This is a genomic window from Occallatibacter savannae (assembly GCF_003131205.1).
GTDB lineage: Bacteria > Acidobacteriota > Terriglobia > Terriglobales > Acidobacteriaceae > Telmatobacter > Telmatobacter savannae.
In genome coordinates this window covers 653,975-668,998 of record NZ_QFFY01000001.1, presented here as the reverse complement: position 1 = coordinate 668,998, position 15,024 = coordinate 653,975, and the positions used below count along the sequence as shown (strand labels likewise).

Here is a 15,024-nt window from a genome sequence, read left to right as displayed (position 1 = left end):
CATGCCTGAGCTACTGGAAGAGCAGGAAACACCACAATTCGACTACGAGCAGTACCTGGACATCGTGCGGAGACGTCACCTGTACTTCCTGGTGCCGTTGCTGGTGGGATGGCTGGTGGTGTGGGGCGCGAGCTGGGTTCTGCCGTCGAGCTACAAGTCGAGCACGCTCGTCGAGGTACAGCAGCCGACGATGCCGGAGAGCTATGTTCCGTCGAACGTGACCGACAACCTGCAGGACAGGCTGCAGACGATCACGCAGCAGATTCTGAGCCGGACGCGCCTTCTGACGATCATTCAGAAGCTGAATCTGTATAACGGTGCGGACGCACCGAAGAACGACGACGACAAGGTTGCGGCGCTGCGGAAGAACATCAATGTTGAGACCGCCAAAGATGGACGCAACAACCAGATCACATCGTTCACGATCAGCTTCACGGCTTCTGATCCGCGCATGGCTCAGAAGGTTACGAGCGAGCTGACGCAGCTGTTTATTGACGAAAACACGAAGGTGCGTGAGGAGCAGTCGCAGGCCACGACGCACTTCATGGAGCAGCAGCTGGAAGATGCCCGCGTGGCGCTGGCAGCACAGGAAGCGAAGGTCAAGCAGTTCGAGGCGATTCACGAGGGTGCGCTGCCGACTCAGCAATCCAGCAACCTGCAAATCCTTTCAGGCCTCCAGGGACAATTGCAGAATCAGCAGGATGCGCTGAACACCGCGAAGCAACAGCGTGTGTACTATCAGACGCTGATTGAGCAGTACAAAAGCCTGCATGCTTCCGGGCGTTCTGTTGACGGCGGTCCGACTGAGTTGACGGCCATCAATCAGCAACTCGAGCATCTGCGGGGAGAGCTCACAGATCTGCGCTCCCGCTACACGGATTCCTATCCCGATGTTCTGAAGCTCAAGGCGCAGATTGCGCAGGTTGAGCAGCAGAAGCGGGAGTTGATGGCAACACCGACTACTCCCGGAGCGAAGCAGCAAGCGGGAGAGGTTGAATCGGGGCCGCTCCTGCAATTGCAAGGGCAGCTCCAGTCAAATCAGATTGAGATTCAGAGTCGCGAGAAGGCGATCTCTTCGCTCGAGGCGCGGATCAACGAGTACCAGGGAAGGTTGAATGCGCAGCCGGGCACGGAGCAGCAGCTTCTGGAGCTGACACGCGGTTACGAGCAGACGAAGTCGATCTACGACGATTTACTGAAGAAGAAGACTCAATCTGCAATGGCGACGAGCATGGAGCAACTGCAGCGCGGCGAGCGCTTCATTATGCTCGACCCACCAAGCCTTCCGGTGAAGCCGGACTTCCCGAATCACCTGAAGTTCTGCGGGTTTGGATTGGCTGCGGGACTGGTACTGGGCGGTCTGATTGTATTTCTTCTCGAGTTTCTCGACGATCGGATGCACTCGGAGAGCGATATCAGAGCATTGCTTGCGATGAATGTTCTGGCGGAGGTTCCTGAAGTTCAGTCAGAGGCGGACAAAGATGCTGCAAAACGGCGGCTCGTGCTGGGGTGGGCGTTCACCGCTTTTGTGGGGATCTGTATCGCTGCAGGGTCTACGTTCAGCTTCCTGAGAGGATAGTTCGAGAGTTCTCATGTACAAAAGCTTCTACAATCTGACCCGCAACCCGTTCGACCTCACGCCGGATCCCACGTGTTTTGTGCCAACGGTACGCCACAACGAAGCGCTGGCTGCACTCTATTACGGCATAAGGCGTCACAAAGGCGTGGTCGTGGTAACGGGAGAAGTTGGAACGGGCAAGACGCTGATGCTTCGCTGCCTGCTGCAGCTCTTCAAGGAGAGCAGCGAAATTGCCTATGCATATCTGTTCAACTGCCGGTTGTCGGCGATGGAGTTTCTGCATTACACCGCTTCAGATTTCGGCCTGAAGGTGGATGGCCAGCAGAGCAAGAGCGCGCTGCTTCTGGAGTTGAGCCGATTTGTGACGTCGCGAGGGCTGCAGGGGCTCACGACGGTACTGGTGGTGGACGAGGCGCATAACCTGTCGATGGAATTGCTGGAGGAGATCCGGCTGCTCTCGAACCTTGAGACCAACGACGATAAGTTATTGCAGATTGTGCTGGTGGGTCAGCCGGAACTCGATCTGAAACTCGATTCGTTCGAACTGCGGCCATTGAAGCAGAGAATTGCGCTGCGGGCACACCTGACTCCGCTGGATGAGCAAGACACCGATCGCTACATCCAGGAGCGGTTGACGATTGCCGGGGGAAGCACACGGCAGGAGCCGATTTTTGCTCCAGATGCTGTCAAGACGATTCATCAGTATTCGAAGGGCTTTCCCCGATTGATCAATACAATCTGCGAGAACTCGCTGATTACGGGCTATGCGCGGCAGATGACGACAATCAACAAGGACGTTGTGCTGGGGGTGGCACGGGACTTCCACCTCAATACCAACGGTTCAAAGATCGCCAATGCCAGCAATGGTGGTGGTGCGGAAGACGATCTGGAGAGAGCCAAAAACTTCTTCCTCGATCTGTATGCCGCAAGCCAAAAGAGTCGCGGGCCGGTTTCGAATTCGGGTAATCCAATCGCGGTTGAAGCGGGGGATCATGAGTCAAATATTTGACGCTTTGCAGCGTTCTGAATCTGAGCGAAGCGGTAAAGACGGCGGTACGGAGCTGCGCGCCACCGAGGTGTTGCAGCGTGCCGAACGCGATACGTTTACGGGCCGGTCGAGCACGTTGCCGGCCGATGCCTGGACGACGCCACTGGCAAACGACTCGGCGGTGGCGGTGGCGGAGCCCAACAGGGAACCTGTTGCTGTATCGACGGTTCTGAGGACGGCAGCACCGGCTGAGCGGGTCGACGGTCCGTCGCAGTGCGAAGTTCTGAGCGTGCGGCCTCCTGTGGGCAGCCACCTGGTCTCCGTGCTCGATTCAGAAAGCCCTGCCGGAGAAGCCTTTCACCTTTTAGGCGTTCGGCTGCGGCACATGCGCCGGCAACGGCCTTTGAAGAAGGTGTTGATCACGAGTTCGATTCCGCAGGAAGGCAAGAGCCTGACGGCGGCGAACCTGGCGTGTACGCTGGCGCTCCGGACGCAGCAAAAGGTACTGCTACTTGAGGGAGATGTACGCAGACCGACGCAGTCGAAGATCTTCGGGCTGCCGAACAAGCCGGGCATCTGCGAATGGCTCAACGGAGAACGGGCGATCGTCAAGAGCATGTACAAGCTCGACGGCCCGGGAATATGGATTCTGCCTGCGGGACAGGCAACCGGCGAATCCCTTGACCTGCTGCAGTCGGGGCGAGCAATTCCGCTGATGGAGCAGCTGACGGACTGGTTTGACTGGGTGGTCATCGATTCGCCGCCGATTCTGCCTCTGGCCGATACAAGCGTCTGGACGAATCTGGCGGACGGGATCCTGCTGGTGGCACGGCAGGGCACAACCCAGAAGCGCCAGCTGAAGCGCGGACTGGAAGCGCTTGGGAACCAGAGGGTGATCGGGGCAGTTTTGAACAGTGCTAAGGGAATCTCGCACGCAGATTATTACTATCGCCCCGATAATCGGTTACCAACCGACGATGCGGAAGGCTGAGATTTGTCACTAATCTAGTAGAGCCTCGGTACTCTCTTAAGATCAGCGCGGTCCACGGTTCGGATCTTTTGAAGACGCATTTGATCCGGTGCTCTAGCAGCGACACAGTAACGCGAGCATTACAAGAAATTGTTGTTTTTGCAAAGCATGGAACGGAATGCCTTGGGAGGGCCAGTGAACACCGGTAGGCAGGGTCGGCCAGTCAATCTAATTGATCCCCTCAGCGAACCAGCCGCGGAGCGCAGGGCACTCGACGAAGAGAGCTTCAGAAGGGTCATCGCTGTAGAGCGCAAGCGGACGGAGCGCTCCAAGGCGCCGTTCGTTCTGATGCTGGTGGAAATCGCGAATCAGAACACTGCCAAGTCTGCGCCGGCGCTTGAGACGGTGATGACGTCACTGCTGGCATCGAGCCGTGACACGGACGTGGTGGGCTGGTACAAAGGCAAGACGACGATCGGCGCGCTTTATACGGGGTTGGTATCGGGCGAGAAGAGCGCGATTCTGATGACGATCCTGACCCGAGCGACGAGCACACTGCGGGAAGAGTTGAGCTTCGAGCAGTTCAATCTGATCAGCATCTCGCTGCACTTCTATCCTGACGACTGGGACGAAAACGGACCAGGACGGCCGAGCAATCCTGCGCTGTACCCAGATCTCTCGAAGCAGGCGAGCACAAAGCAGCCGCATCTCATTCTGAAGCGGACGATTGACATTGTGGGGAGCCTGATACTGCTGGCGATCTTCATGCCTTTCTGCGTAGCGATTGCGATCGCGATCAAGGCAACGTCGAAGGGGCCGATCCTGTTCCGGCAAATGCGTGTAGGGCACCACGGAAGGCAGTTTCAGTTTCTTAAGTTCCGGTCGATGTACGTGGGGAACGATAACAGCGTACACCGGGACTATGTAACGAAGCTGATCAACAAAGGCGAGGTTGCCGAGGCGAATCAAGGCAACGTGTACAAGCTGACCGGCGATAAGCGCATTACGCCCCTCGGACGTTTTCTCCGCAAGACAAGCCTTGATGAACTGCCACAGTTCATCAATGTTCTGAAGGGCGACATGTCGCTTGTCGGACCGCGGCCTCCGATTCCATACGAACTGGCGGCTTACCAGACGTGGCATCGGCGGAGACTGCTGGAAGTGAAGCCGGGCATTACCGGTCTGTGGCAGGTTACAGGCCGCAGCACGGTGGACTTCGATTCGATGGTCCGCCTGGACCTGAAGTATGCGACGTCGTGGACGCCGTGGCTTGACTTCAAAATTCTTCTTCGGACGCCACTTGCTGTGATCCGCGGGTCCGGCGCGTACTAAGCGCACTCCTAATACAATCAACTCTCTTTTCGATTGCCGGGATGAAGGCTCGTCCCGGTCTCCCAACCCCTCGTACGTCATCCCCCAACAAATCAGCGATTCAGCGGAAAGTCGGCGAATCATGAAGTTTGGCGTAATTGGTTACGGCTACTGGGGCCCGAATATCGTGAGAAACCTCTCGAATCTGGAGGGTTCTCAAGTGGTGGCCATTGCCGAGATCAGCCCTCAGGCCCGTATTCGTGCTCAGAAAGCCCATCCGGGCATCAAGGTCGTTCCTAATTCAAACGAAGTGATCACGTCGACGGAGATCGACGCGATTGCAGTGGTGTCGCCGGTGTGGACACACTACGAGCTTGCCAAGGCGGCACTGCAGAATGGCAAGCATGTTTTCGTGGAAAAGCCGTTCACGAGCACTTCGGCGCAGGGCGAGGAACTGATCAATCTTGCCGCGCAGAAGAACCTGACCTTGATGGTGGACCACACGTTCCTGTTTACAGGGGCGGTGAAGAAAATCAAGCAACTCGTAGATGACGGCGCACTGGGGCCGCTCTACTACTACGATTCCACGCGCGTGAACCTGGGCCTGTTTCAACATGACTGCAACGTGCTTTGGGACCTTGCTCCGCACGACCTGTCGATCATGGACTACCTGCTGAAGGGCGATCCGCAGGCTGTGGTTGCAACGGGGCAGGGACATCTGAACGGACATGAAGACGTGGCGTATATGACACTTTACTTTCCCGAGAAGGTGATTGCCCACGTTAACGTGAATTGGCTTTCACCGGTCAAGGTGAGAACGACGCTTATCGGCGGCGAGAAGCGGATGCTGGTGTGGAACGACCTTGAGGCCGATGAGAAGCTGAAGATCTACGACAAGGGCGTCCAGATCGGCAGCAGAGAAGGCGTGTACGAACTGCTGGTCAGCTACCGCTCGGGTGACATGTGGTCTCCGCAACTGGAGCAAGGCGAGGCGCTGAAGCAGGAGATGGCTTACTTCGTGGAGTGCGTCTCGAGCGGTCAAAAACCGTTCAACGACGGATGTGCCGGTTTGCGAGTGGTGCGAATGCTCGAGACGGCAGATGAGTCTCTGAAGAAAAAGGGAGCGCTTGTCTACCTGTGAACACCTTCAACAGCATTGCTGACGACGTGAAGCTGGGCGCGGACGTTCGCCTTTCGAAGTTCATCAACCTTTACGGCTGCGAGATTGGCGACGAGACGAAGATCGGCGCCTTCGTAGAGATCCAGAAGAACGCGAAAGTTGGCCGTCGCTGCAAGATTTCGAGCCACTCGTTCATCTGTGAGGGCGTGACGATCGAGGACAACGTATTTATCGGGCACGGTGTGATGTTCACGAACGACATCTATCCGCGCGCCACCGCCGCCGACGGCAACCTGCAGACCGAGGCGGACTGGAAGGTCGAGAAGACGCTGGTGAAGCGGGGTGCGTCGGTGGGAACGGGCGCAACGATCCTGCCGAACGTGACGATCGGAGAAAATGCGATTGTCGGCGCGGGCAGCGTGATCACCCGCGATGTTCCAGCGAACACAGTGGTGGCAGGCAATCCGGCGAAGGTGTTGCGAGCCCTGAACACATCGGACAAAAACAAATCTCTTGCCGCGGGTTGACGCTAGTCCGGATCCGGCAGCCAAAGTCTCAAAATCAGCTCGAAGCAGACCGCACCGTTTGTGCGACTTCAAAAAGAGCATCAGTCAGGAGAGGCCATGAATACTGATGTAGCAATCCCGTTTCTCGACTTGGTTACCCCTCATGTAGAGCTCGAGGAGGAACTTACTGCCTTGTTTCGCCGCGTGTTGCACACGGCGGGTTTCATCGGTGGTCCAATGGTCGAGAACTTCGAAGCAGCGTTTGCGGAGTTCTGCGACGTTCGCCACTCGATCGCGGTGAACAGCGGTACGGATGCACTCCGGTTCGCGATCATGGCCAGCGGCGTTCAGGCTGGAGATGTCGTGCTGACGGTTCCGCATACGTTCATCGCGACAACGGAGGCGATCTCGCAGGCGCGCGCCATCCCGGAGTTCGTGGACGTAGACGAGCAGACGTACAACATGTCCACGGTCATGCTGCAGCGCTATCTGGAGAAGAAGTGCGTTCGCGACAAGGCCGGAAAGCTTGTAAGCCTTCGCAGCGGCAGACCCGTGACCGCGATCGTTCCCGTGCATCTGTACGGGCAGGTCGCCGATATGGACAGGATCCTCGAACTGGCAGAAGAGTACGGGCTCATCGTTATCGAGGACGCGTGCCAGGCGCACGGAGCCGAATACTTTTCGAAGAAACACAACCGCTGGTTCAAAGCGGGATCGATGGGGAAGGCGGCTGCGTTCAGCTTCTATCCAGGGAAGAATCTGGGTGCATGCGGGGAAGCCGGAGCGATCACGACGAACGATGCGGCGATGGCGGAGAAGACGAAGATGCTTCGCGATCACGGCCAGAGCCGGAAGTACTATCACGCGATCGAAGGCTACAACGGACGGCTTGATGCACTGCAGGCCGGCATTCTGCACGTGAAGCTTGGACACCTGAAGGCTTGGAACGAGGCACGGCGGGAGAGGGCGGCCGAGTACAACCGCCTGCTATCGAAATGCGATGCGGTCAGTTTTCCGTGGGAGCCGAACTGGTCTCGGGGCGTCTATCACCTGTACGTGATTCGAACCAATGACCGTGAAGGACTGATGCAGCATCTGAAAGAAGCGGGAATCGGCACGGGCATTCATTATCCGGTGCCGTTGCATCTGCAGCGGGCGTACGTCTCGCTAAACTACAGCGCCGGAGATTTCCCGGTTACCGAGAGCGCTGCAGCGGAGATTGTCTCGCTGCCCATGTATCCGCAACTCACGCGGGAACAACAGGAGAAGGTGGCAGCAGAAGTAATTGCGTTTGCGACGTCGCGCACCGAAGAGAGTCCGGCCGGGGCGGAGTCCTTGATCTCTGTCGGCCGTTCGGCATCGTGAACCTTCAAATGAGTGTCGGTGATAGCGGGAGCTATGAAACCCTCTAGAGTAAAGCTGTTCGATAATGACGTAGTGATTCAGGGCCGGGTCGTGCGCATCGCGCGCATGGATGGGGAAAAGTACACCTTTCCTGACGATCCGAAAGCTGCTGTAGAGATATTGAAGGCAAGTGGATCGGGCGCCGATGTCTTCACATTTCTTCAGAGGCTGCCCGATACGTCTGTCAGACATTCTTATCCCGTCGAAATGGATAACCTTGCAGTGCTGCCGGTTTCCACGTTCGAGAACTGGTGGAACAACCAGATTCGATCGTATCCGCGGAATCGAGCGAGGCAAGCTGAAAAGAAGGGGGTCGTTCTTCGTGAGGTTCCGTTTGGCGATGAACTGCTGCGCGGCATTTGCGGAATTTACAACGAGACGCCGGTTCGGCAGGGCAAGAAGTTTCCTCACTACGGGATGACGATGGAGGGGGCACGCAAGTACGCTGGCACGTTTCTGGACCGCAGCATCTATGTCGGGGCATTTGTGGGAGAGGTGATGATCGGTTTCACCAAGCTGTCGATGGATCAGAGCCGCACACAGGCCTGTCTGGTGCACATCCTATCGATGGTTCAGCACAAGGACAAAGCTCCAACGAATGCACTGATCGCCGAAGCTGTGCGCGCCTGCGCGAGGCAGGGAGTGTCCTATCTCATCTATGAGAATTTCAACTACGGGGGAAAAGCCGACAGCCTGACGCACTTCAAGGAAGTGAACGGCTTCGAGCGCGTAGACATTCCGCGGTACTACGTGCCGCTGACCGCGACCGGCAGGCTTGCGCTTCGTTATGGGCTTCATCATCGGGCGGCCGATCGAATTCCGGAACCAGTGGCCGAGAAGTTTCGCAATTTACGCAGGGCGTGGTATGAACGGCGCTATCGTGTCTCGGCGGAATCCTGAACGGATCCGGTTCGCCGCGCAGCACAACATGATTGCTCCGCATGAGGAATTGAAATGCTGGCCACCTCAAGCCCTGTGAAACAGAACCGGATTGCAGCTCTGGATTTCACCAAGGGCGCGCTGGTGCTTTTCATGGTTCTCTATCACTGGGTCAACTATTTCATTGGATTGGAGTGGCCCTACTATCCGTATCTGCGCTTTCTTAGCCCGTCTTTTATCTTCATCACGGGCTTCATGGTTTCAAGCGTGTATCTGTCAAGACAGAGGGTGGAGAGTTTCGACATCACAAAGCGGCTTGTGACCAGGGGCCTGAAGATCCTCCTCATCTTTGTTCTACTCAATGTGGGGCGCATTCTGGCGCTGCCAGTCTTGTCTCCGGGCTCCTCGGCATTTCGCCAGGTTGATGAACAGAGCATCGTAGCAGCATTTCTCACTGGAAACTTCACGACGAAGATTGTGTCGTTTTCGATTCTTGTGCCGATCGGGTATCTGCTGGTCTTCTCCGGGTTGCTGATCCCGCTCTTCCGGCGATTTCGATGGACGTCGTATGTCGTGTTTGCGCTGTTTTTCCTTGCTGCATCAGGGCTTGAACTCATGGAGTTGCCGAGCATGAATCTCGAGATACTTAGCATCGGGATGATGGGCGTAGTCATGGGAGCGATTCCGATGGAGAAGATCAACAAGGCCGTTTCACACTGGTTTGCGATCGGAATCGCTTATGCGTTGTATACGGTGGCCATCACGAGATATGGCGTACCGTTCCTTCTGCAGATTGCGGGAACTTTCCTGACGCTGATTGTGCTCTACGCAATTGGTCTGTTTAGTTCTGAGAAGAGCAGAGTCCGCGGAACTATCGACCTGCTGGGGAAGTATTCGCTCTTTGGATATATCTTCCAGATTGTGATTCTGCAACTCCTGGCCGCGCTCTTCAGACACCGAGGGCCGGATGCGTATGTTCTGGCCGGGACCTTTTTTGGAGCATTCGTCCTCACGATCGCAGGCGTGGAAGTGCTGGATCGCGCCAGACACGCGGCAGCCGGCATAGACCGCGCCTACAAGCTGGTCTTCAACTAAGGACATGCGAAGTGTCCGGGCGTTCGCTAAGGAGTAGAGAAGCAGGGCTTCAAACAAAATCATGAGCACTTTAGTTGCATTCACAATCTGTGCCGCCGGGGTCATCGGGCTCTTCTACCTGAATCGGGATGGTAGCGCAAAGAGTTCGAAGGCTCTGTGGCTGCCGGTGATCTGGCTCATGATCATAGGGTCAAGGCCGCTTTCGATGTGGCTGGGAGTGCGGGACCTGTCCTCTGACGATCTGGCGTCGACGCTCGAGGGCAGTTCTGTCGACGCTGCCTTCTACGCGGGCCTTATGTTTCTGGCTCTCGTCGTTCTGATCCAGAGGAGGAAGAAGACAGCTCAATACCTGGTTCGGATGTCGCCGATCGTTTTGTACTCGGTGTATTGCCTGATCAGCGTGACGTGGGCGCCCTACACAGGGCCGGCGTTCAAACGTTGGGCGAAGGATGTTGGCGATGTGATGATGGCGCTGATTGTTGCCACAGACGCAAACCCGATCGAAGCCCTGCAGGACTTCTTCTCGAGAATCGGTTTTGTACTTCTGCCTTTTTCCGTTTTCATGATCCGGTATACGGCGACCGGGCGCGTGTTCGATCCTGAAGGCGGGCCGATGAATGTGGGCGTGAACACGAATAAGAACACCCTCGGACTGATCGTCTACATCGTCGCGCTGGGTACGTTGTGGACCATTCGCCGCTTGCTGGCGGACCGAAATGCGCCGCACCGCAAAAGGAGGCTCTTCGCACAGTTCACTTTGATGGGCTTCGGAATCGTTCTGCTGTGGATGGCGCATTCGTCTACTTCGATTGCATGCTTCCTGCTGGGTGGCGGACTAATTGTTGCGACGAATACGCGCGCAATCAGCGGAAAGCCCGCCCGAGTGCACGCGCTTTGTGCAGCCATCGTAATTGTGGGTGCAATCGTTCTGCTGATTGGAGGCATGGGTACGGTGGCCGGCGCGCTGGGCAGGCAGTCGACGTTGTCAGGCAGGACACTGATCTGGGCTGCGCTGCTGCCGGCTGCATCGAATCCTCTGTTCGGCGCTGGGTTCGACAGCTTCTGGACGAGCCCGGATGCGAAGATATTCCACCGCAACCTCCTGAACTGGTACCACGCGGAGCAGATCAACGAAGCACACAACGGCTATATCGAGGTCTACCTGAATCTTGGCTGGGTGGGTGTGGTTCTCATCGGTATTGTCCTGCTCAATGGATATCGCCGTGCAGTGGCGGCATTCCGGTATGACCGGTCAGTTGGCGGGCTGCTGCTCGCGTTCGTGGTGGGGGGTGCCTTCTACGGAATCACGGAAGCCGGCTTCAGAACCATGACCTCAATGTGGATCATGCTCCTGACTTCAATTGTGTGCGCAACCGGAGCGAGCTCGGGCCTGTGGGCTGTTCGACGAACGAGGTCGAAGGCGAAGAGCATGAGTGTAAGCCGGCAAGCAGGCTACGGCGAGGCTTTCGCCGCGAACAGCGATGTGCCCCTAGCGCGCGGTTTCTGATGTCCGCAACACACAAGCAGATCTAGAGTCTTCCAAGTTTCCAGTCATCGGAGCCCTCAAGTCAATCATGAGCAATGCAATCTCCACGGCGCAGAAGCCGAAGTATCGGCCGGATATCGACGGTCTTCGCTGCGTAGCAGTGCTGAGTGTACTTGCGTTTCACTTGTCGCCGGGGAGAATTTCGGGAGGCTTCGTCGGGGTCGATGTATTCTTCGTCATCTCCGGATACCTCATCAGTTCGATCATCGTGTCGGAGATTAATGCAGGGACATTCTCGATCGTGTCGTTCTACGATCGACGGATCAGGCGCATCTTTCCCGCGCTCTTCGCGATGCTGGGCGCGATGTGCGTTGTGGCGTGGTTCTTGTTCCTGCCGGCCGAGTTGGTGGCTTTTGCTAAATCGGCAGTTGCCGCGACGCTTTCGGTATCGAATTTCTACTTCTGGCTGCACTCGGGCTATTTCGACTCCCCGCTGTCCAGGCCACTATTGCACACGTGGTCGCTGGCCGTTGAGGAACAGTTCTATCTGACGTTTCCGGTGCTGTTGCTGATTGCGCAGCGACTGTTCCCCCGCAGATTAAGAGAACTGATCCTCGGGCTGTTTTTCATCTCGCTGGGGCTGAGTGCGTATGTGGTGATGCACGACGAGAAGAGCGCGTTCTACATGCCCTACACGAGGGCGTGGGAACTTCTGCTTGGAACGGTTCTTTCTCTTGGGCTGTGGCCGAAGATGAGGACAGCGGCAAAGAGGAATGCCGCTACATTGATCGGAATCGGCATGATCGGGTGGTCGGTTCTGAAGTATACGTCACACACGAAGTTTCCTGGTCCGGCAGCACTTTTGCCCTGTATCGGGACGGCACTGATCATCGGGGCGGGAGAGAACGGCGCCTCGCTTGTGTCGCGATGCCTGGCATGCCGTCCGATCGTGTTCATCGGGCTTATATCCTATTCGTTGTACCTATGGCACTGGCCGCTCATCGTTCTGAGCCAGTACGGCCTGCTGTTCAATCTGAAGACAATCGTCCCGCACGGATGGGCTTATCTGCTGTCTTCGCAGACCATGAACAAGGTGTTCGTCATTCTGTTCTCGTTTGTCGCGGCGACGTTCTCATGGCGATATGTTGAACGGCCGTTTCGAGCTCATCCGAGACGTGTGGAAAGAAAGCCGCTGTTTTATGTGTCGGGGTCCGTGGCAGCGGCGGTTATCTCAGTGTGCGTTCTCATGATTTCCTCCGGTGGATTTGAGAGTCGTTTCCCTCCACGAGCGGTGCGCATTGCTTCACTGCTCTTCTCCGAAGGAGGAGGAGATCCGACGTTGGGTCAGTGGGGTACCTGCAGGATTACAGAATCGAATCGCAAGACTGTATTCACAAATTCATCGTGCGATGAGATCGGCGAGGGAAAAGCCGGATATCTTCTTCTTGGGGACAGCCACGCGGCCTCATTGTGGCCTGGTCTGACGATGAATACAGGGGGCAAGAACGTACAGCTAGCTTCGGTGTGGGGCTGCCGTATTTCAATCCACTCCACGGGATCTCCTGCTTGCGATGAAGCGATTCATTTTGTTCTGGATCACTATCTGCAGAATCACCCAGGCAGCGAACTATTGCTGGAAGCGCAGTGGTATCCCGCGAGCCTGGAGGGGCTGGTTGAGATTCTGCAATGGACAAGGGATCACAACGTGAAGACGGTGCTGTTCGGACCGGTTGCGGAATACGATTCGCCGCTGCCACGACTGCTCGCGTACTCGATCGCCTGGAATAAACCTGATCTACCACAGCAGCATCTCGCAGAGTCGTCGCGGGCCATGGATGAACGCATGCAGGCGCTTGGAATGACAACCTGGAATGTTCCCTATGTTTCGCTTTACCGAGCCACCTGCGATGAGCGGGGCTGCGCCGAATACGCTGATCCGGGGGAGGCTATACCTCTGATGCGAGACGGTGATCACTTGAGCAAGGAAGGCGCCGCGCTCCTTGTGAAGCACCTCGTCGCATCGGGCGAGCTGCGATTGAACTAGCCACCGCTAAAGAGGGCATTTGAGACCGTTTCAGCCGAATGGCGCATTCCGAGCGATAGAGTCCGGGGAGGAACTTCGCCGATCAGCAATCAGAGGAGCAGCTGCTTCAGTCATCGGCCAAGCCGCTGGATTCGTCGTCCAAATGGCTTCTGTCATTGTGCTGGCGCGTCTGCTTACGCCAACTGATTTCGGGATCGTCACCATGGTGACGACTTTCAATCTCTTGTTTCGCAGCTGGGGATTGAATGGATTCACCGAACTGATCATGCAGCGGGAAGAACTCTCGGAGAGCCTTGCTAGCAACCTGTTCTGGGTGAATCTAGGCATCGGGACTCTGCTGACGGTTGTTTTTGCCGCATCGGGCAGATTGATGGCCCTGTTTTTCAACAACTCAGCTGTGACCCCTGTTGCAGCTGGAATGTCGCTGACGATTTTCCTTGGATGCCTGGCGTATATTCATCTGGCTCTGCTGCAGCGCGCCATGCACTTCCGGACAGTCGCGCTTATCAACTTCATCGGAGCAGCGGCTTATGTGCTTTTCTGCATTCTCTTCGCCCTGGCAGGCTTGCACTACTGGGCGTTGGTCTGGGGGTGCGTTGCACAGTATCTGCTGATCGCCATACTTTCCTGGTCGATGTGCCAATGGGTGCCCAGGCTGCCGAGCCGGAAGTCGGATACCTCAGCCGGGGTCATGTTTGCGTTCAATGTCTATCTGCATTTCGGATTCAACTATCTAACGCGCAATACCGATAACCTACTCGTCGGCTACAAATTCGGCGCCCAGGTGCTCGGGTTCTACAAACGGGCTTACGATTTGTTTGTGCTTGCGGCTACGCAGCTGCTGTCGCCGCTGTCTTCGGTAGCGGTCGGCGTGCTGAGCCGGGTAAGCTCGGATCGCGAACAGTTTGAGCGCTACTTTCTTCGAGCACTTTCCCTACTGGCTTTTGTAGGAATGGGAGTGGGGGCGGATTTCTGCCTGATCGGGAGAGATTTCATTCGCGTGTTGCTCGGCCCGCAGTGGGATGAAGCAGGAAAGATTTTCACGCTTTTCGGCCCAGGTATTGGAGTGATGCTGCTGTACAACACGCACGGGTGGATTCACCTTGCAATTGGCCGGCCGGAGCGATGGTTTCGCTGGGGACTGATTGAGTTTGCCTGCACAGGAAGCCTATTCCTTATGATGTTGCACTGGGGTCCCTCGGGAATCGCGTTCGCATGGACGGCATCATTTTTCATTCTTATGCTCCCTGGTCTGTGGTATGCGGGAAAGCCCATCGAGCTGAACGTTTGGCGGATGGTCTCTCTGGTCTGGAAGTATTTCGCCGCGTCGAGCGGGGCTGCATTGTTGACGTTTGCCGTTGTAAGGAATTTCCACACTCCGGTGGCGCTTGAGGGAGGGCCTGCTGCGGCGCTCAGGCTGGTTGTAACCACAGCCGTGTTTCTCGTGTTGTATCTTCTCGCGGTTGTAGTTCTTCACCGGGGTACAAAACCCATTGCGGAAACGATCGCCATGCTGAAGTATCTAGTTCCGAGTCGGTCGCAGGCTATCTTGAATACGCCTGTTCAACAAGTCGACACGGCGGTTTCAACTCTCGATTAGCCCGCGTTATTTCCGCGATCTGGCGTCATCAAGTTCCCGCGT

At 56.5% G+C, this 15,024-nt stretch carries 12 protein-coding genes; all 12 read left to right on the top strand.

Translation table 11 applies throughout. The features are described 5' to 3' along the window. Position 1 precedes the first annotated feature (1 nt). The 12 genes from DHV10_RS02930 (at position 2) to DHV10_RS02875 (ending at position 14,982) form a co-directional block, all read left to right on the top strand. Positions 2 to 1,579, top strand: a complete 1,578-nt coding sequence (locus DHV10_RS02930) for an XrtA system polysaccharide chain length determinant (protein WP_109484806.1) — start codon at positions 2 to 4, stop codon at positions 1,577 to 1,579. A 13-nt stretch (positions 1,580 to 1,592) separates the two neighbouring features. Continuing rightward, complete coding sequence (locus tag DHV10_RS02925; RefSeq protein ID WP_109484805.1) at positions 1,593 to 2,588, top strand: ExeA family protein; 996 nt, start codon at positions 1,593 to 1,595, stop codon at positions 2,586 to 2,588. Beyond that, a complete protein-coding gene (locus DHV10_RS02920) occupies positions 2,572 to 3,558 on the top strand; it encodes a tyrosine-protein kinase family protein (protein ID WP_162601143.1) in 987 nt (328 codons plus the stop codon). The genes DHV10_RS02925 and DHV10_RS02920 overlap by 17 nt, the downstream gene beginning before the upstream one ends. A 174-nt stretch (positions 3,559 to 3,732) precedes the next feature. Further along, the gene (locus tag DHV10_RS02915) at positions 3,733 to 4,869 is read left to right on the top strand and encodes a sugar transferase (protein WP_162601142.1); all 1,137 of its coding nucleotides are present in this window, start codon (positions 3,733 to 3,735) and stop codon (positions 4,867 to 4,869) included. 121 nt (positions 4,870 to 4,990) lie between these two features. Then, positions 4,991 to 5,989 (top strand): Gfo/Idh/MocA family protein, encoded by a 999-nt coding sequence (locus DHV10_RS02910; protein ID WP_204101304.1) that lies wholly within the window; start codon positions 4,991 to 4,993, stop codon positions 5,987 to 5,989. Then, positions 5,986 to 6,495, top strand: a complete 510-nt coding sequence (locus DHV10_RS02905; protein ID WP_109484801.1) for an acyltransferase — start codon at positions 5,986 to 5,988, stop codon at positions 6,493 to 6,495. The genes DHV10_RS02910 and DHV10_RS02905 overlap by 4 nt, the downstream gene beginning before the upstream one ends. A gap of 96 nt (positions 6,496 to 6,591) precedes the next feature. After that, positions 6,592 to 7,839 (top strand): DegT/DnrJ/EryC1/StrS family aminotransferase, encoded by a 1,248-nt coding sequence (locus DHV10_RS02900; protein ID WP_109484800.1) that lies wholly within the window; start codon positions 6,592 to 6,594, stop codon positions 7,837 to 7,839. Between the two features lie 33 nt (positions 7,840 to 7,872). Continuing rightward, positions 7,873 to 8,778 (top strand): hypothetical protein, encoded by a 906-nt coding sequence (locus DHV10_RS02895; protein ID WP_162601141.1) that lies wholly within the window; start codon positions 7,873 to 7,875, stop codon positions 8,776 to 8,778. A gap of 54 nt (positions 8,779 to 8,832) precedes the next feature. Continuing rightward, complete coding sequence (locus tag DHV10_RS02890; RefSeq protein WP_109484798.1) at positions 8,833 to 9,852, top strand: acyltransferase family protein; 1,020 nt, start codon at positions 8,833 to 8,835, stop codon at positions 9,850 to 9,852. A gap of 61 nt (positions 9,853 to 9,913) precedes the next feature. Then, positions 9,914 to 11,359 carry an O-antigen ligase family protein gene (locus DHV10_RS02885; RefSeq protein WP_109484797.1) on the top strand — a complete coding sequence of 482 codons (1,446 nt, stop codon included), beginning with the start codon at positions 9,914 to 9,916 and terminating at the stop codon, positions 11,357 to 11,359. Positions 11,360 to 11,426: 67 nt separating this feature from the next. After that, a complete protein-coding gene (locus DHV10_RS02880; protein WP_109484796.1) occupies positions 11,427 to 13,382 on the top strand; it encodes an acyltransferase family protein in 1,956 nt (651 codons plus the stop codon). A gap of 19 nt (positions 13,383 to 13,401) precedes the next feature. After that, a complete protein-coding gene (locus DHV10_RS02875; protein WP_109484795.1) occupies positions 13,402 to 14,982 on the top strand; it encodes a lipopolysaccharide biosynthesis protein in 1,581 nt (526 codons plus the stop codon). Positions 14,983 to 15,024 lie beyond the last annotated feature (42 nt).

What these genes read in the sequence shown, in the direction of transcription:
- DHV10_RS02930 (WP_109484806.1), top strand. Translation starts at nt 2, where the DNA reads ATGCCTGAGCTACTGGAAGAGCAGGAAACACCACAATTCGACTACGAG.
- DHV10_RS02925 (WP_109484805.1), top strand. Translation starts at nt 1,593, where the DNA reads ATGTACAAAAGCTTCTACAATCTGACCCGCAACCCGTTCGACCTCACG.
- DHV10_RS02920 (WP_162601143.1), top strand. Translation starts at nt 2,572, where the DNA reads ATGAGTCAAATATTTGACGCTTTGCAGCGTTCTGAATCTGAGCGAAGC.
- DHV10_RS02910 (WP_204101304.1), top strand. Translation starts at nt 4,991, where the DNA reads ATGAAGTTTGGCGTAATTGGTTACGGCTACTGGGGCCCGAATATCGTG.
- DHV10_RS02900 (WP_109484800.1), top strand. Translation starts at nt 6,592, where the DNA reads ATGAATACTGATGTAGCAATCCCGTTTCTCGACTTGGTTACCCCTCAT.
- DHV10_RS02895 (WP_162601141.1), top strand. Translation starts at nt 7,873, where the DNA reads ATGAAACCCTCTAGAGTAAAGCTGTTCGATAATGACGTAGTGATTCAG.
- DHV10_RS02890 (WP_109484798.1), top strand. Translation starts at nt 8,833, where the DNA reads ATGCTGGCCACCTCAAGCCCTGTGAAACAGAACCGGATTGCAGCTCTG.
- DHV10_RS02885 (WP_109484797.1), top strand. Translation starts at nt 9,914, where the DNA reads ATGAGCACTTTAGTTGCATTCACAATCTGTGCCGCCGGGGTCATCGGG.
- DHV10_RS02880 (WP_109484796.1), top strand. Translation starts at nt 11,427, where the DNA reads ATGAGCAATGCAATCTCCACGGCGCAGAAGCCGAAGTATCGGCCGGAT.